Here is a 16,208-nt window from a genome sequence, read left to right as displayed (position 1 = left end):
AGGTATATATGGAACACGGTGGAGATTTAATTACATATAAAGAGGTGTATGATAATCCTCTAATTGATTTTAGTAGTAATATAAATCCCTTAGGAATTCCAAGTGGATTAGAAGAAGAGCTTTTAAAAGGGTTTAAAGATTTAGATAGGTATCCAGATATAAAATATAGAGAATTGAGATCTGAGATTTCAAAATATCTAAATTGTAATAGGGAAGAAGTTTTAGTTGGAAATGGAGCAGTTGAACTTATAAATAATTTTATAATAAATGCAAATAGAGTAGTAGTTATTAAGCCTTCATTTTCAGAATATGAAAAAAGAGCATATGCAAATAATATAGATGTAAAAAAATTATACTATAGAGATGATTTTACCATTGATATAGAAGAAATAGAAAGAAATATAAAAAAAGATGATCTTTTAATAATTGGAAATCCTAACAATCCTACAGGTCTTAGAATAGATGAAGATACACTTAAAAAAATATATAAAGTAATATCTAAAAAAGGAGCATATCTATTATTGGATGAAGCCTTTTATGAATTTGCTCCTATGGATTATGACAGTATAGAGATCTTTAAAAAGTATAAGTATGAAAATCTAGGAATTATAAGGGCAGCTACAAAGTTTTTTGCTCTACCTGGGATTAGACTAGGATATGCTTGTGTTTCTAAGAAAAAGGCAGAAGACATGAGAAAGGTAGAATTGCCTTGGAGTGTCAATGCCCTTGCCAATATAGCTGGACAATTTATATTTAAAAAAGAAGGATATATTGAAGCAAGTAAGGAGTACATACAAAATGAAAGAGATTATTTAATAGATGAATTAAATAATATTAAAGGAATAAAAGCTTATCCTACTCACACCAATTATATGCTTATAAAATTATTAGATTATACTGAAGAGGAAATATTTGATCACTTTTTAAAAAATGGAATATTAATAAGAAAATGTAGTACTTTTGAAGGTTTAGAGGGTGACTATATAAGAGTAGCTATAAAAAATAGGGATTATAATAAAAAACTTATAAATATATTTAAAAAAATAAAATAAGAGGAGAATTGCTCATGAAAAACAAGAAATATTTAGGTTTATTTGTATTCTTATTATTACTTAGTACACCAAGTATTAGTCATGGTATGCATATTATGGAGGGATTTCTTCCTATGAATTGGTCAATAGGATGGACATTAGTATCATTACCATTCTTACTCTTTGGTATAAAAAGAGTAAATAAAATATTTAAAGAAGATACAAATAAAAAGGTTTTATTGGCCTTAGCAGGAGGATTTGTATTTGTGCTATCTGCACTTAAAATACCTTCAGTAACTGGAAGTTGTTCTCATCCAACAGGTGTAGGATTAGGAGCTATATTATTTGGTCCTACTGCAATGACAGTTATTGGAGTGATTGTACTACTTTTCCAAGCCTTATTACTTGCCCATGGTGGAATTACAACATTAGGAGCAAATACATTTTCTATGGGAATAGTAGGCCCCTTTGTATCTTATGGAATTTATAAATTACTTAAGGATAAAGGAATGAATAGAAGTTTTGTAGTATTTTTAGCAGCATCTTTGGGAAATTTAATGACCTATGTAGTTACAGCTTTACAATTATCCTTTGCATATCCTGATTCGGTTGGTGGAATTACAGCTTCAATGACTAAGTTTTTATCAGTCTTTGCCTTAACCCAAATTCCTTTAGCTATTATTGAGGGGATGCTTACTGTAATAGTTATAAATCTTTTAGCAGAATATAACAGACAAGGAGTGATAAGTCTTGAAAAAATCAACTAAAACAAATTTGATTCTGTTGTTAGCAATAGTGGTAATAGCTATCATACCTTTATTATTTATGGGTGATTCAGAATTTGGTGGAGCAGATGGAGAAGCAGAAGGTGTAATTACAGAAATAAATCCAAATTATGAGCCCTGGTTTGAACCTCTATGGGAACCACCAAGTGGTGAAATTGAAAGTCTGTTATTTTCACTACAAGTAGCCATTGGAGCAGGGACTATAGGTTATATTTTAGGTACATTTAGAGAGAAGAAAAAAATTGCTAATAATAGATAAATATGCATATACGAATAGACTATCTAAGACTAATCCAAGCTTAAAACTTGGATTAGTCATTGTGTCTTTACTCCTTATTATAGGTTTTGAGAACAATTGGATAAATTTAGCTGTTTTAGGGATGATGCTATTTTTAACTATACAAATTGCTAGAATTCCAATAAATAACTATATAAAAATATTTAGTATTCCTCTAGGGTTTTTATTAATTAGTCTAATTACAATACTTATATCTATTTCTACAGAAGATATATTTTTGTATAGCTTGAAGATTTTCAATGGATATATAGGTATTACAGATGAATCATTAACAGTAGCTATAAAAACCATAACTAGGGTTATTGCTTCAATGTCTGCAAGTTTCTTTTTGGCTCTAACTACTCCATTGACTGATATTATAAAAGTATTAAAAAAAATTTATATTCCAAATATTATAATAGAGCTTTTAGTCTTAACTTATAGATTTATATTTATATTTTTAGAAGAATCCAGAGAAATATATTTATCACAAGAAATTAGATTTGGATATTTAAATTTTAAAAACTCTATTAAATCAATCTCTTTACTTATAAGGAGTCTATTTTTAAGAGTAATTTTAAGATATGAAGATATGACAGTTTCACTAGATACAAAATTATATAACGGAGAATTTAAAATAGGTGATTAAATGATAGAGATAATGGGATTAGATTATAGATATGAAGATGGAAAAGCTGCTTTGAAAAATATAAATATAGACCTAAAAAAGGGAAATACCATAGGAATAATTGGTGCAAATGGATCGGGAAAATCTACACTTTTTTTAAACATATTAGGTATATTAAAGCCTAATAAAGGCTTTATAGAATTTAATGGTGCTAAATTAAAATATGATAAAAAATCCCTAAGAGAGTATAGAAAAAGAGTAGGAATAGTATTTCAAGATCCAGAAAAGCAAATTTTCTACTCTAGAGTTTATGATGATATAGCTTTTAGTCTTAGAAATTTAAACTATAGTGAAGAAGAGATAAAAATAAGAGTGGCAGAAGCTTTAAAAAATGTGAAAGCAGAAGAGTTAGTAGAAAAACCTAGTCATTTTTTAAGCTTTGGACAAAAAAAGCGAGTAGCCATAGCTGGAGTATTAGTTATGGAGCAAGATGTAATTTTATTAGATGAGCCTACTTCAGGACTAGATCCAGAAATCACAAAACAAATGAAAAATATAATTAAAGAATTAAAGAAAGATAAAAAGCTAGTAGTATCAAGTCATGATATGGATTTTATATATGAGATATGTGATTATATCTATATATTAAAGAATGGAGAAATAATAGGAGAAGGACATACAGATAAAGTTTTTCTAAAGGGAGATTTGTTAAAAGAAGCCCTATTAGATAAGCCCTGGTTAGTAAAGGTACATGAACATTTGAATATACCACTCTACAGAAATGAAGAGGAATTCATAAATAAACAGGAACAAAAAGGAGGATATAAGATATGGAAAGAGGAATAATAGTAGCTAGTTTTGGTACAACTTATGAAAGGGCTAGAAGAGTTTCTATTGAAAGCATAGAAAATAAGATAAAAGATAAATTTAAAGATAGTCTAGTTCTTAGAGCTTTTACTTCAAAAATAGTAATGAAAAGGCTTAAAAAAAGAGACAATTTACATATATATGATGTAAAGGAAGCTCTAGAAAAGATGATAGAAGAGGGAATAAAAAAAGTCTATATCCAACCCCTTCACATAATTAAAGGACATGAATACGAAAAAATTGTAAATGCAATGGAAGAAATTAAATCACAATATAGAGATATGAAGATAAGTTTGGGACAGCCCCTATTAGAACATCCTGGTGATTATGAAAAGGTCGCAAAGACTTTAGATTTAAAAGAAGGCTCAAAAAACTCTGGAACCCTGTTTATGGGACATGGATCAGATCATATAGCAGATGATTCTTATGAGAAATTGCAAAGAGAAATAGATAAAAATTATAACAATGTATATGTAGCTACAGTTGAAGGAGAAATTAGCTTAGAAAATGTGTTGGAAAAGTTGAAGAAAGAAGATATAAAAAAAGTGACACTTAGACCTTTTATGCTAGTGGCCGGAGACCATGCTACAAATGATATGGCTTCAAATGAAGAGGATTCTTGGAAGAGTATATTAGAGAAAGAAGATATAGAAGTAGAAGTGGATATGACTAGTTTGGGAGAATTAAAGGGTATACAAGATATATTTATTGAATACTTAGAGAGAATGATATAATGAAAAACTTAATGATAGTAGCTCCAAATAGTAACTCAGGAAAGACAACCCTAAGTTTAGGTGTAATAAGAGCCTTAAAAAACAGAAATATAGATGTTTCTGCCTTTAAAGTAGGGCCGGATTTTATTGATACAAAGCTTATGGAGATAGCCTCAAAAAAACATTCAAATAACTTAGATATTCATCTTATGGGAGAAGATGGAATTAAGATGAGTATGTCTATGAACATAGGAGAAATAGGCATAGTAGAGGGTGTAATGGGTTATTTTGATGGAATATATAATACTTTTGAAAATTCAAGTTATGATATTTCTAAGAAATTAGATATACCTGCAATATTAGTTTATACTCCTAAGGGAGAAATGTTTTCAGCTATTCCTAAGATAAAGGGAATGGTAGAGTTTGAAGAATCTAAAATAGAAGGAATAATATTAAATAATACAAGTAAATCCATGTATTTGCTTTTAAAAGAACAGATAGAAAAATATATAGGAATAAAAGTACTAGGTTATCTTCCAAAGGATGAAAGAATAAAGATAGAAAACTCTACCCTAGGATTAGATATATTTTCAGAAGATAAAGATGCAGATGACTATTTAGATTATTTAGCACAAGTAGTTGAAGAAAATATAGATATAGAGAGTTTACTTGATTTAGGAAGAGCTATAGATTTAAAGCCATATAAATATCCTGAAAAAAGAGATATAAAAATAGCAATAGCTTATGATGAGGTCTTTAATTTTTACTATAGAGAGAATTTAAATCTTGTTGAAAATATATGTGATGTAGAATATTTTTCCCCATTAAATGATAAGTCAATTCCTAAGGCTGATTTAATATATATAGGCGGAGGATATATAGAAAATTATAAAGAAAAGCTAAATAAAAACAAAGAGATGAGAGTCAAACTAAAGGAAATGGCCGATGAAGGTAAGTTTATATTGGCTGAATCTGCAGGTCTTATTTATCTCGTAGATAAAATGGAAGAAAAAGAGATGACGGGCATTTTAAAAGGGGAAGGGAGTAGTACAGAAAAACTACAAAGATTTGGATATGTAAATATGGAGATTATGGAAGACAATATATTAGGAAAAGCAGGAGATATATTAAGAGGACAGGAGTTTCATAAGACAAAAATACACACTAGTGAAAAGGAAATACTTAAGATAACTAAGCCAAAGAGTAAAAGAAATTGGACTTGTGGCTATAAATATAAAAATGTTCTAGGGTATTTTCAACATGTAAATTTCTTGGGAAATAAAACAGCCCTTGAGCATTTACTAGATACTTTGGAGAAAAATAGGAGTGATAAAAATGTATATTAAAAATCCGATGGAAATTGAAAATAAGAGTATGAGCATTATAGATGAAGTAATGAGTGATACAGATTTTAATGAAGAACAGATGATAATAGCAAAGAGAATGATTCATACTACAGGAGACTTTGAATATAGAAAGATAATTGACTTTAAAGCAGATTTTATCAATGCGGCTAAGGAAGCTATAAAAAATGGTGGGACTATTTTTACCGATACTAGAATGGCATATATGGGAATAAATAAACCTGCATTAGAAAGGGCTGGATGTAAATTAGCGTGTTTCATAGATGATGAAAGAGTATATAAATTATCTAAAGAATTGAAAACTACTAGATCTTCCTGTGCAGTTGATTTAGCTGTAGAAGAGGGGATAGATATATTTGTAATAGGAAATGCTCCAACAGCCCTATTTAGAGTGTTAGAACTTGTAAAGGAAGGGAAAATCAATCCTAAATTTGTAGTTGGTGTACCAGTAGGATTTGTAGGTGCAAGTGAGTCAAAAGAATATTTAAGAGAATTTGATATTCCACAAATTTCTACAGTAGGAAATAAAGGAGGAAGCAATGTGGCAGCCTCCATAGTAAATGCACTACTATATATGGTGGCAGGAAGATGACTTTAGATTTATATGTGATAAAGGAAGGAAAAAATTTAAGATGTGGATATACAACTGGATCTTGTGCCACAGCTGCAGCTAAGGCTGCTGTATTTATGTTGGAGAATAGAGAGAAGATAGACTATATAGAAATTGATACTCCAGCAGGGATTAGATTAAAACTACCTGTTTCAGATATATCTATAGAAGATGGAAGAGTCAGTTGCTCAATTATAAAGGATGCTGGAGATGATCCTGATGTTACAGATGGAATAAAGATATTTGCCAAGGTAGAAAAAAGAAATGATGATAATATAAAGATAGATGGCGGAGTGGGAATAGGTAGGATAAATTCTAAAAGTTTTTTCGGAGAAGTCGGACAGGCTGCCATAAATGAAGTTCCAAAGAAGATGATAAAATCTGAGGTTAAATCCATATCTAAATCAGGATACAATATTACCATATATTGTCCCAAGGGAGAGCTTATAGCTAAAAGAACCTTTAATAAAAACATTGGTATTGAAGGAGGTATTTCCATTATTGGGACTAAGGGAATAGTATACCCTATGTCTGAAGAAGCTCTTTTAAAGACTATATATATGGAAGTAGACACTATAGCTAAAAATCAAGGAATACAGGAAATTTTACTTATACCAGGAAATTATGGAGAAAAGTTAGCAGATTCAATGGATATAAAGATTCCAAGGGTGAAGATATCAAATTATGTGGGAGATAGCTTGTTATATATATATGAAAAAGGCTTTAAGTCCATAAAACTTTTAGGACATATAGGGAAGTTTTCTAAATTGGCTATTGGAATATTTAATACACATAGTAATGTAAGTGATACTAGAATGGAGTCCTTTGTATACTATCTATCTAAACTAGATGCTCCAAAGGAATTCATAGAAAAAGTAGAAGAGACTTTGACAGCAGAAGAAGCTATGAACTTATGTATAGAAAAAGGATATGGAGAAGTTATAAGACATATGGAAATAGGAGCTGAAAATAGAATAAAAACATATCTAAAAGATGATAGCTTGGATATAGAGGTAATTATTTATTCTATGGAAAGGGGTAGGTATATATGCTAACTATAGTCGGTGTAGGTCCTGGAAACCCTAAGTATCTAACAGCAGAGGCATTTGAAATTATCAAAGATGGAGAATATGTATTGGCCTTTGAAAGAGTTGGAAGGGCTCTAGAGAGCATAAATAAACACATTATTTTAATAAATAAGGTTGATGATGTAATAGATTATTTAAATAAAGACAAGGAGATAATACTTCTTGCAACAGGAGACCCTAATTTTTATGGTATAGTAGATTTTATAAAAAAGAAAGATATAGGTATAAAACGGGTAATCCCTGGATTATCATCCTTTCAATATCTTATGGCAAAATTACAAAAATCCTGGAATAATGCAAAGTTTTTATCTTTACATGGAAGAGAAGATGCATTAGAAGATATAAAAAAATATCCTCTAGCAATAGTATTAACAGATAAAAAACATAGTCCTTCTTATATATCAAGGAGATTAAAAGATATAAATATAAGTGGAAAAATGTATATTGGATTTAATTTATCTCATGAAAATGAGTTTATAAAGGAAATAAATATAGGTGAAGATATAAAAGATATTTCTTCTCTTGCAGTGGTGGTGATTGAAAATGACATGGATTAGAGATGAAGAATTTATAAGGGGAGATATCCCCATGACTAAGTTTAATATAAGAATGCTTACAATTGGATATTTAGATATTAAAGCTGGAGATAAATTTTTAGATATCGGTGGAGGAACAGGCTCCATATCTATACAAGGAGCACTAAATAAGGCAAAGGTTTGGACTATTGAAAGAGAATCAGAGGGAATTGATTTAATTAAAAAAAACAGTGAAAAATTCAATGTGAATTTAAATATAATAAAGGGATCTGCTCCCAAGGACTTACCAGATGTATTATTTGATAAGTGTTTTGTAGGTGGGAGTGGAGGGAAATTAGATGAAATATTCTTATACTTAAATAGAAACTTAAAAAAAGATGGAATTCTATGTGCAAATTTTATTAAACTTGAAAACTTATATAAATTTAATAAATTGATGAAAGAAAATGGATATGAGAAAATAGAAACTCAATTAATTCAAGTATCTTTCATAGACCATATAGGACTTATGAGAAGTCATAATCCAATATTTATAACTAAAGGAGTGAAAGTTAAATGATCAGTTTTGTAGGTGCAGGACCAGGAGATGTTGATTTAATAACTATAAAGGGAAGAAGGCTTTTAGAAGAAGCTGATACTATTATATATGCAGGTAGTTTAGTGTCAAGTGAGCATTTGAATTTTTCTAAATCAGGAGCAAAGTTTTATAATAGTGCATCTATGACCTTAGAAGAAGTAATAGATGTAATGAAAACAGATTTAAAACAGGATAAAAAAATAGTAAGACTACACACTGGAGACCCTACTATATATGGTGCCATAAGAGAGCAGATGGATGAATTAGATAAATTAAATATTTCATATGAAGTAGTACCGGGGGTTAGCTCTTTTACAGCAGCTTGTGCTTCAATAAAAAAAGAATTTACCTTGCCAAATGTCAGTCAAACCATAATATTAACTAGGATAGAGGGAAGGACTCCAGTTCCAGAGGGAGAAGATTTAGAAGAATTAGCAAGACATAGGGCATCTATGGCTATATTTTTATCAGTACAAGATATAGATAGAGTTGTGGAAAAGCTTGCAAAGGGTTATGGCTCCTTGGATACACCTGTGGCTATTGTATATAAGGCTTCTTGGAAAGATGAAGACATAGTATTTGGTACATTAAGAGATATAGGAGAAAAGGTAAAAGAAAAAGGAATAAAGAAAACAGCTCAAATATTAGTTGGAGGATTTATAGAAGGAGATTATGAAAGATCACAACTATATCATCCAGGATTTTCTCATGAATATAGAAAGGCAAGTAAATGAATATAGCAGTTTTTTCATTTACTAAAAAAGGTGGAGAATTAGGGGATAAGATAAAGAAAATTGATCTATATAATATTGTTCACTATAGGAATAAGGATATAGATGGAGGGGTCAAATCTATAATAAAAAAAGCCATAAAGGACTACGATGGAGTAGTATTTATATGTGCTACAGGAATAGCCATAAGATTAGTGGCCCCATATATAGAACACAAGACCAAAGACCCAGCTATAATTTCAATAGATGATCTAGGTAGATTTACTATAAGTCTTTTATCAGGACATGTAGGTGGAGCAAATGATTTAGCAAATATTATTGCAAAACACATAGGAAGTATTCCAGTCATATCTACAGCTTCAGATATTAGAGGAATGGAAGCTCTCGACTTATTTGCAAAGAAAAATAATTATCATATAGAAGATAAAAAAAATCTAACTAAGATTATGGGAATGATGGTAAATGAAAAGAAGATAGGATTTATTTCCCAGGAAAAGAAAATTATAGATTATCCCCATCTAAAGCTTATACAGGATATGGGAAACCTAGGGGATGTAGAGGCCTTGATCTTGATAAGCTCTGAAAAGGTAGAGAATTTAAACCTAGATATTCCCTATATAGTTTTAAGACCTAAAAATATAAATATAGGTATAGGCTGCAAAAGAGGAGTTTCAAAAATTAGGATAATAGAGGCTATAGAAAGAGAATTAGATCATCTAAATTTATCCAATAAGAGTATAAAGGAAATAGGCACAGTAGAGATTAAAAAGGATGAACAGGGAATTATAGAGGCTTCAAAACACTATAATTGTCCCTTAAGGATATTTACAATAGAAGAGTTAAAAAAAGTAGAAAAAAATTTTGATGGGTCAGATTTTGTTAAGAAAACCATAGGAGTATCCTGTGTTTCTGAACCATGTGCATATTTATTAGGTGGGGAAATTTTGTCTGCTAAAGCTAAGCACAATGGCATAACAATATCGATTTCAAAGGAGAATAAAGATAAATTATAAAAAACGATTCTCAGATTCGAAATTTAAGAAGTATAATCACACACAAAAAAATAGGTCTGCAAACTCGCTGTGCTCAGACAGTGCAGACCTAAACAATTTTTTTGCTTGGTGAATACTTCTATAAAATTTTTCATAATTACGAGTCTTATTTTTATAATTTATGCTAAAAGAGCAAAGGAGATAAAAAATGGCTAAATTATATGTAATAGGTATAGGGCCTGGTGGTAGAGAAAATATGACTCTTAGGGCCATAGATAGAATAGAGAAAAGCGAAGTTATAGTAGGATATAAACCCTATATAGGATATATAGAAGATTTAACAAAGGATAAAGAAATTTTCTCTACTGGTATGAGGGGTGAGATAGAAAGATGTAAGTATGCCATAGAAAAAGTTAGACAAGGGAAAAACACTGCCATTATCAGTACAGGAGATGCAGGTTTATATGGTATGGCAGGTCCGATATTAGAATTAATAGAAGATATAGATGTGGAAATAATTCCAGGGGTAACAGCAGCATTTTCAGCAGCTTCAGAATTAGGTTCTCCCATAATGCATGACTATGCTTCTATATCCCTAAGTGACTTACTTACCCCATGGGAAGTAATATTAAAAAGAATAGAAAAAGCCAGTGAAGGTGATTTTGTAATTACTATATACAATCCAAAATCTAAAGGTAGGCCAGATCATCTAGAGAAGGCAATGGATATAATAAGAAAACATAGAGATGAAAACACTCCAGTTGGAATAGTTAGAAATTCTGGAAGAGATGATAAAAATATAATTATCACAAATATAAAGGATATGGACTATGAAAAAGTTGATATGCTAAGTGTTTTAATAATAGGAAACAGTAATACCTATGTGGAAAGAGATACTATGATAACGCCTAGAGGGTATGAGATAAAATGATTTGGATAATAGGTGGTACAAGTGAAGCACGTCAATTAGTCCAGAAAATAAAGGATTTAGAAAACTTTATTGTAACTGTTGCAACTGAAAGTGGAAAAGAGTTTTTAGATATTGAAAATCTCCAAATAGGTAGAATGAATACTGAAGAAATGAAAGACTTTATAGATGAAAATAATATATCTACTCTTGTGGATATGTCTCATCCCTACGCTACAATAGTTTCAGAAAATGCAAAATCTGCTGCTGATGATAGGGGCATAAAATATATACGATATATTAGAAAAAAATCTTTAATGTCAGAGGGAGTATATTTAGATTCATATGAAGATGCCTATGAATATTTAAAGAATTTAGATGGAACAATGTTTTTTACTACAGGGTCTAAAAATATAGAAGACTTTGAAGAAGTAAGGAAAAACAATAGATATATCTATAGAGTGTTGCCGGCCATAGAGAGTATAGAAATTTGTAAAAAAAATAACATTCACTTAAGAGATATAGTAGCTATATTAGGACCATTTTCTAAAGAATATAATAAGATAATGTTTAAGGAATACAATTCAGATTATGTTATAATGAAAGACAGTGGAGAAAAAGGTGGTACTTTAGAAAAATTAAGAGCATGTGAAGAGCTTGGTATTACACCAATTGTAATTGGGAGAAGAGAAGAAAAAGGTATAGACAGTTTAGATAGAATAGAACAGATTTTGAGACAAGAACATTAGGAGGAAAATATGAATTTATTAAAAAGCACATTAAAAGAAATCAAAGGGATAGATGAAGATTATAGACAAAAGTCTAAAGAAAAATGGGATAGTTTGGTAAAGCCTTTAGGTAGTTTAGGTGCTTTAGAAGAAATAGGAATGCAAATTGCAGGAATAACTAGAACATTAGACTATAAAATAGGAAAAAAAGCAGTAGTAGTTTTTTCAAGTGACAATGGAGTCTTAGAAGAAAATGTAAGCTCATCACCAAAAGTATTTACAACTCTTTTAACAGAGGCTATGGCGAAAAAAATTACAGGGGTAGCCACATTAAATAAATTTGCAAATGCTGATACTATCACAGTAGATATTGGACTTGATAATGATTTTAGAGATGATAGGGTTATATATAAGAGGATTTCAAATGGTACTAAAAATTTTACCAAAGGACCTGCTATGACTTATGAACAAGCTATAAAATCTATTGAAATAGGAATTGAAATAGGAGATAGTTTATATTCCAACGGATATGGCATACTAGGTACTGGGGAATTAGGAATGGGAAATACTACTACAAGTACAGCTATCTTGAATGTATTTAGTGGATTAGATGTAGAAATTATATGCGGCAAAGGTGGAGGAGTCACTGAACAACAATATAGAGATAAGAAAAATGCAATTCTAAAGGGGATAGAGGTAAATAAACCTAATAAAGAAGATCCTATAGATGTATTATCTAAAGTAGGTGGCTATGATATTGGAGGTATGTGTGGATTATTTTTGTCGGCAGCCAAAAATCAAAAACCTATAGTAATGGATGGTTTTATATCTTCGGCTGCAGCACTTTGTGCAATTAAATTAAACCCAGCGGTGAAGGACTATATTATCCCTTCACATCTATCATATGAACCAGGTGCTAAATATATGTTTAAAGAACTAAAATTGAATCCTATTTTAAATCTTAATATGAGACTAGGTGAGGGATCAGGATGTCCATTGGCATTTGGAGTCATAGAAGCAAGTCTATTTGCAGAAGGAAATATGGGAACTTTTAAAGATGCGACTATAGATAGTTCAATTTTACTTGATATGAGAGAAGAATAAATTTATGAGGGTGTTTAGATGATTACTTTAGTTACAGGTGGCGCTAGAAGTGGTAAAAGTAGTTTCGCTGAAGGACTATATAAAGGCAAAAAAGATGTAGTATATATGGCAACATCTAAAATAACAGGGAAAGAAATGGAAGAAAGAGTAAAGCTCCATAGAGAGAGTAGAGATAGTGATTGGAGAACCTTTGAAGGGAACTATAATCTATACAATGCAGTAAAAAATGAGAAATATTATCTCCTAGACTGTATAACTGTACTTAGTTCAAATATAATGTTTGACATAACAAAAGAAGAAGAGTACATAGATTATAAACTTCAAAAACAGATAGAAGATACCATAATAATAGAAATAAAAAAATTAATTCAAGAGATTAAAGAAAAAAACTATGAACTAGTTATGGTTACAAATGAATTAGGCTGTGGAATTGTTCCAGAACATCATTTATCTAGGGTGTTTAGAGATATTCAAGGTAGAATCAATCAAAGGATAGGAAGTTTAAGTGATAATGTGTATTTGGTAAGTTGTGGGATACCGGTGAAGATCAAATGATAAAAGGATTTATAATTACACTACAATTTTTAACAAGAATTCCTATAAATATTAATGTGGACTTTAAGGGAGAAAATATTAAAAAAAGCACTTTTTTCTTTCCTTATATTGGTATATTATTGGGATTTATAGCATCAATTCCATATTATTTTCTAGCTGAACAAAATAGAGATATAGCATCTATTTTAACACTTTTTTTAATGATATTCCTAACAGGAGGACTACATCTAGATGGTCTATCTGATACAGCAGATGGATTTTTCTCAAACAGAGAAAGAGAAGATGTCCTAAGTATAATGAAGGATAGTAGAATAGGAGCCTTTGGAGTTTTAAGCCTTATATTATTGATTTTATTTAAATATGTGATAATTTCTAACTTTGAAATTGGACTACCAATTGCTCTTATGTTTTCCATGGCAAATGCTAGACTGGTAGTTTTAATACAAATAGCTTTTAAGAAAATGGCTAGACCAGGTGGACTTGGAGATATGTTACATAGCTCAAATCCAAAGTATTATATACTTACAAGTAGTATTATTTTTATTTTTTTAAATATATATTTAGGATATAAATTTTTAATCCCCTTGATAATTTCCTTTTTAGTAGGAGAAATGATTTCAATATATACATATAAAAAGATAGGTGGCTTTACAGGAGATGTGTATGGTGCTACTATTGAAATAGTAGAAAGTTTTTCCTTACTAGTATTTTGGGGGGTATTAAATTGGATATAATCATGATAAGGCATGGGGAGTCAGAAGACAATGTTGCAGGAGTATATGGAAGAGATAGTACAAACTTATCAAAAAAAGGCATAGAACAAGTGAAAATTGCAAGAGAAAATTTAAAAGATTTTTCATACTCAAAGGTTTACTACAGTCCATTAGTTAGAACTACTGAAACTTTAAATCATTTAGGGCTAGAGGGAATAGGGGATCTTCGAATCAGAGAATTAAACTTTGGTATGTTTTCAGGAAGAAGCTTTCAAGAGATAGAAAAAGATTTCTCAGAAGAATCTAAAATGTGGGAAGATGATCTTTATGGCTATGTACTTCCTGAAGGGGAAAGTTTGATTCAGAATTATGAAAGAGTAAAAGAGTTCTTAGAAGAATTAATAAAAAAGGATGAGGATGTATTATTGGTAACCCATGCAGGAGTTATAAGATTAATACTTTCCTGGGTATTTGATGATATAGAATACTTTTTTAAATTTAAAGTGGAAAATGCAAGTATAAACATAGTGTCCATAGAAGATAATTATAAATATATAAAAAAAACAAACTATAATCCTAGGATTTCTTCCTAGGATTTTGATTTATTATATATATTTAGGGTAAAAATATTAAAAGATAAGACTGTTCTTAGGAGGTGCTTTAATTGTTATATTTTGCCTATGCAAGTAATTTATCTAAAGATTATATGAATTCAAGATGTCCTGATTCTGTACCTGTCAAAAAGGTTGCTTTAAAAAATTATAAGCTTGTATTCAATCAATTGGCAGATATTCTAGAATCAGAAGGAGATATGGTTTTAGGTGCTCTTTATGTTATTTCAAAAGATGAGCTAAGGCAATTAGATAAGCTAGAAGGATATCCAGATCTATATACTAGAATGGAAATAGAAGTAGAAGATGAAAAGGGTAATTTATATGATGCCATAGTATATACTATGATAGATAAAAATATAGAGCAACCACCAGAGCATTATTATAATATGTTAGTTCAAGGATATGAAGATTGGGAATTACCCATAGACTATTTAGAAAAAGCAAGGAAAATATCTTAAGGTATTTTCCTTGTATTATTATTTTTAAAAAAGGGAGTGCTATATTGAACAAAATTTTAAACTGTATAGATATAATAGATGAATTTAATTTAGAAGAATACAATAAATTGAAAATTGGAGTAGAAATACAAGACTTTACAGAGCCTAATTTAACACAAAAAGAAATTATAAAGATAATGGATAAATATAGGAAAGAATTTAAAAAATTTAAGGGGATTAAATCCCTTCATGGACCATTTTTAGATTTAAAACCAGCTAGTCCAGACCCATTGATTAGACAAGTAAGTTATAAAAGGTATTTAGATACACTTCACATAGCCACAGAGCTTGATATAGACTATGTAGTATTTCACAGTCAAATAAATCCATATTTAAATCATCCATATTTAATAGATCTAAATAATAGGCAAAATAGTGAATTTTGGCATAAAATTTTAAAAGAAGTAAAGTATTTTAAAGGAACTATACTTATAGAAAACATATTTGAAGAAGAGCCCTTTATATTAAAAAAACATATTGAAGCTATAAACTTAGACAATATAAAGATAAATCTAGATATAGGTCATGCTAAGCTGGGAAAGGTTTCTTTAGAGACATGGATTAGGGAATTAAAAGACCATATAGGATACATGCATATACATTCAAATGATGGAAAATATGATTCCCATAAGAGTTTAAATATGGAGGAAATAAAAGGTCTATATGAGATTCTAGATAAGTATAGTTTGAATCTGCCATTGGCTTTAGAATACAAAATAGAAAACTTAGAATTAGAATTAAAGAAGTATAGATGATAATAAAAACTTCTATGGTAGTATTTAAAACTAATTTATAATTTCTTGATATATCTATAGATTAAATTTTTATTCCTTATAAAAAGTGTTTTAGTAATTTAAAGAAGGGTATACATACTTAAAGTGTTTAGTCTAC

21 protein-coding genes are annotated in these 16,208 nt (G+C 29.8%); all 21 read left to right on the top strand.

Going from position 1 to position 16,208, the window contains the following annotated elements; translation table 11 throughout:
• Positions 1 to 8 precede the first annotated feature (8 nt).
• The 21 genes from AC4PG3_RS10060 (at position 9) to AC4PG3_RS09960 (ending at position 16,072) form a co-directional block, all read left to right on the top strand.
• Positions 9 to 1,052: a pyridoxal phosphate-dependent aminotransferase gene (locus AC4PG3_RS10060; protein ID WP_492196499.1), complete on the top strand. Its 1,044-nt coding sequence runs from the start codon at positions 9 to 11 to the stop codon at positions 1,050 to 1,052.
• Positions 1,053 to 1,066: 14 nt separating this feature from the next.
• On the top strand, positions 1,067 to 1,798 hold the full coding sequence (locus AC4PG3_RS10055) for an energy-coupling factor ABC transporter permease (RefSeq protein ID WP_492196498.1): 732 nt from the start codon (positions 1,067 to 1,069) through the stop codon (positions 1,796 to 1,798).
• A complete protein-coding gene (locus AC4PG3_RS10050) occupies positions 1,782 to 2,075 on the top strand; it encodes an energy-coupling factor ABC transporter substrate-binding protein (RefSeq protein ID WP_492196497.1) in 294 nt (97 codons plus the stop codon). The genes AC4PG3_RS10055 and AC4PG3_RS10050 overlap by 17 nt, the downstream gene beginning before the upstream one ends.
• A complete protein-coding gene (cbiQ, locus tag AC4PG3_RS10045; RefSeq protein ID WP_492196496.1) occupies positions 2,059 to 2,742 on the top strand; it encodes a cobalt ECF transporter T component CbiQ in 684 nt (227 codons plus the stop codon). Before AC4PG3_RS10050 ends, cbiQ begins: the two co-directional genes overlap by 17 nt.
• Positions 2,743 to 3,567 carry an energy-coupling factor ABC transporter ATP-binding protein gene (locus tag AC4PG3_RS10040; RefSeq protein ID WP_492196495.1) on the top strand — a complete coding sequence of 275 codons (825 nt, stop codon included), beginning with the start codon at positions 2,743 to 2,745 and terminating at the stop codon, positions 3,565 to 3,567.
• The gene (locus AC4PG3_RS10035) at positions 3,552 to 4,322 is read left to right on the top strand and encodes a sirohydrochlorin cobaltochelatase (RefSeq protein ID WP_492196494.1); all 771 of its coding nucleotides are present in this window, start codon (positions 3,552 to 3,554) and stop codon (positions 4,320 to 4,322) included. Before AC4PG3_RS10040 ends, AC4PG3_RS10035 begins: the two co-directional genes overlap by 16 nt.
• On the top strand, positions 4,322 to 5,647 hold the full coding sequence (locus tag AC4PG3_RS10030; protein ID WP_492196493.1) for a cobyrinic acid a,c-diamide synthase CobB: 1,326 nt from the start codon (positions 4,322 to 4,324) through the stop codon (positions 5,645 to 5,647). The genes AC4PG3_RS10035 and AC4PG3_RS10030 overlap by 1 nt, the downstream gene beginning before the upstream one ends.
• On the top strand, positions 5,637 to 6,257 hold the full coding sequence (locus AC4PG3_RS10025) for a precorrin-8X methylmutase (RefSeq protein WP_492196492.1): 621 nt from the start codon (positions 5,637 to 5,639) through the stop codon (positions 6,255 to 6,257). Before AC4PG3_RS10030 ends, AC4PG3_RS10025 begins: the two co-directional genes overlap by 11 nt.
• Positions 6,254 to 7,330, top strand: coding sequence for a cobalt-precorrin-5B (C(1))-methyltransferase CbiD (gene cbiD / locus AC4PG3_RS10020; protein ID WP_492196491.1), 1,077 nt, complete (start codon positions 6,254 to 6,256; stop codon positions 7,328 to 7,330). The genes AC4PG3_RS10025 and cbiD overlap by 4 nt, the downstream gene beginning before the upstream one ends.
• Positions 7,324 to 7,920, top strand: coding sequence for a precorrin-6y C5,15-methyltransferase (decarboxylating) subunit CbiE (gene cbiE / locus AC4PG3_RS10015; RefSeq protein WP_492196490.1), 597 nt, complete (start codon positions 7,324 to 7,326; stop codon positions 7,918 to 7,920). The genes cbiD and cbiE overlap by 7 nt, the downstream gene beginning before the upstream one ends.
• Complete coding sequence (gene cbiT / locus AC4PG3_RS10010; RefSeq protein WP_492196489.1) at positions 7,907 to 8,458, top strand: precorrin-6Y C5,15-methyltransferase (decarboxylating) subunit CbiT; 552 nt, start codon at positions 7,907 to 7,909, stop codon at positions 8,456 to 8,458. Before cbiE ends, cbiT begins: the two co-directional genes overlap by 14 nt.
• Positions 8,455 to 9,210 (top strand): precorrin-4 C(11)-methyltransferase, encoded by a 756-nt coding sequence (cobM, locus tag AC4PG3_RS10005; RefSeq protein WP_492196488.1) that lies wholly within the window; start codon positions 8,455 to 8,457, stop codon positions 9,208 to 9,210. Before cbiT ends, cobM begins: the two co-directional genes overlap by 4 nt.
• Positions 9,207 to 10,220: a cobalt-precorrin 5A hydrolase gene (cbiG, locus tag AC4PG3_RS10000; RefSeq protein WP_492196487.1), complete on the top strand. Its 1,014-nt coding sequence runs from the start codon at positions 9,207 to 9,209 to the stop codon at positions 10,218 to 10,220. Before cobM ends, cbiG begins: the two co-directional genes overlap by 4 nt.
• Before the next feature lie 187 nt (positions 10,221 to 10,407).
• Positions 10,408 to 11,130, top strand: coding sequence for a precorrin-3B C(17)-methyltransferase (gene cobJ / locus AC4PG3_RS09995; protein ID WP_492196486.1), 723 nt, complete (start codon positions 10,408 to 10,410; stop codon positions 11,128 to 11,130).
• Entirely contained in the window at positions 11,127 to 11,855 is a 729-nt protein-coding gene (gene cobK, locus AC4PG3_RS09990) for a precorrin-6A reductase (RefSeq protein WP_492196485.1), read from the top strand. Before cobJ ends, cobK begins: the two co-directional genes overlap by 4 nt.
• Before the next feature lie 9 nt (positions 11,856 to 11,864).
• The gene (gene cobT / locus AC4PG3_RS09985) at positions 11,865 to 12,938 is read left to right on the top strand and encodes a nicotinate-nucleotide--dimethylbenzimidazole phosphoribosyltransferase (RefSeq protein ID WP_492196484.1); all 1,074 of its coding nucleotides are present in this window, start codon (positions 11,865 to 11,867) and stop codon (positions 12,936 to 12,938) included.
• A gap of 18 nt (positions 12,939 to 12,956) precedes the next feature.
• Positions 12,957 to 13,493: a bifunctional adenosylcobinamide kinase/adenosylcobinamide-phosphate guanylyltransferase gene (gene cobU / locus AC4PG3_RS09980; protein WP_492196483.1), complete on the top strand. Its 537-nt coding sequence runs from the start codon at positions 12,957 to 12,959 to the stop codon at positions 13,491 to 13,493.
• Positions 13,490 to 14,227: an adenosylcobinamide-GDP ribazoletransferase gene (gene cobS, locus AC4PG3_RS09975; protein WP_492196482.1), complete on the top strand. Its 738-nt coding sequence runs from the start codon at positions 13,490 to 13,492 to the stop codon at positions 14,225 to 14,227. The genes cobU and cobS overlap by 4 nt, the downstream gene beginning before the upstream one ends.
• Complete coding sequence (locus tag AC4PG3_RS09970; protein WP_492196481.1) at positions 14,218 to 14,799, top strand: histidine phosphatase family protein; 582 nt, start codon at positions 14,218 to 14,220, stop codon at positions 14,797 to 14,799. The genes cobS and AC4PG3_RS09970 overlap by 10 nt, the downstream gene beginning before the upstream one ends.
• A 71-nt stretch (positions 14,800 to 14,870) precedes the next feature.
• On the top strand, positions 14,871 to 15,278 hold the full coding sequence (locus tag AC4PG3_RS09965) for a gamma-glutamylcyclotransferase family protein (protein WP_492196480.1): 408 nt from the start codon (positions 14,871 to 14,873) through the stop codon (positions 15,276 to 15,278).
• Positions 15,279 to 15,322: 44 nt separating this feature from the next.
• Positions 15,323 to 16,072: a sugar phosphate isomerase/epimerase family protein gene (locus AC4PG3_RS09960; RefSeq protein WP_492196479.1), complete on the top strand. Its 750-nt coding sequence runs from the start codon at positions 15,323 to 15,325 to the stop codon at positions 16,070 to 16,072.
• Positions 16,073 to 16,208: the final 136 nt, after the last annotated feature.

It is taken from the genome of Tissierella sp. QWL-11 (assembly GCF_058683765.1).
Note: the sequence above shows the minus strand (reverse complement) of the source record. Positions and strands in the feature narration are given on the sequence as shown.

Coding starts and splice junctions, on each gene's coding strand:
- cbiD (WP_492196491.1), top strand. CDS start 6,254: ATGACTTTAGATTTATATGTGATAAAGGAAGGAAAAAATTTAAGATGT.
- cobS (WP_492196482.1), top strand. CDS start 13,490: ATGATAAAAGGATTTATAATTACACTACAATTTTTAACAAGAATTCCT.
- cobK (WP_492196485.1), top strand. CDS start 11,127: ATGATTTGGATAATAGGTGGTACAAGTGAAGCACGTCAATTAGTCCAG.
- cbiT (WP_492196489.1), top strand. CDS start 7,907: ATGACATGGATTAGAGATGAAGAATTTATAAGGGGAGATATCCCCATG.
- AC4PG3_RS10060 (WP_492196499.1), top strand. CDS start 9: ATGGAACACGGTGGAGATTTAATTACATATAAAGAGGTGTATGATAAT.
- cobU (WP_492196483.1), top strand. CDS start 12,957: ATGATTACTTTAGTTACAGGTGGCGCTAGAAGTGGTAAAAGTAGTTTC.
- cobJ (WP_492196486.1), top strand. CDS start 10,408: ATGGCTAAATTATATGTAATAGGTATAGGGCCTGGTGGTAGAGAAAAT.
- AC4PG3_RS10030 (WP_492196493.1), top strand. CDS start 4,322: ATGAAAAACTTAATGATAGTAGCTCCAAATAGTAACTCAGGAAAGACA.
- AC4PG3_RS10055 (WP_492196498.1), top strand. CDS start 1,067: ATGAAAAACAAGAAATATTTAGGTTTATTTGTATTCTTATTATTACTT.
- cbiE (WP_492196490.1), top strand. CDS start 7,324: ATGCTAACTATAGTCGGTGTAGGTCCTGGAAACCCTAAGTATCTAACA.
- AC4PG3_RS10025 (WP_492196492.1), top strand. CDS start 5,637: ATGTATATTAAAAATCCGATGGAAATTGAAAATAAGAGTATGAGCATT.
- cobT (WP_492196484.1), top strand. CDS start 11,865: ATGAATTTATTAAAAAGCACATTAAAAGAAATCAAAGGGATAGATGAA.
- AC4PG3_RS10040 (WP_492196495.1), top strand. CDS start 2,743: ATGATAGAGATAATGGGATTAGATTATAGATATGAAGATGGAAAAGCT.
- cbiG (WP_492196487.1), top strand. CDS start 9,207: ATGAATATAGCAGTTTTTTCATTTACTAAAAAAGGTGGAGAATTAGGG.
- AC4PG3_RS10035 (WP_492196494.1), top strand. CDS start 3,552: ATGGAAAGAGGAATAATAGTAGCTAGTTTTGGTACAACTTATGAAAGG.
- cobM (WP_492196488.1), top strand. CDS start 8,455: ATGATCAGTTTTGTAGGTGCAGGACCAGGAGATGTTGATTTAATAACT.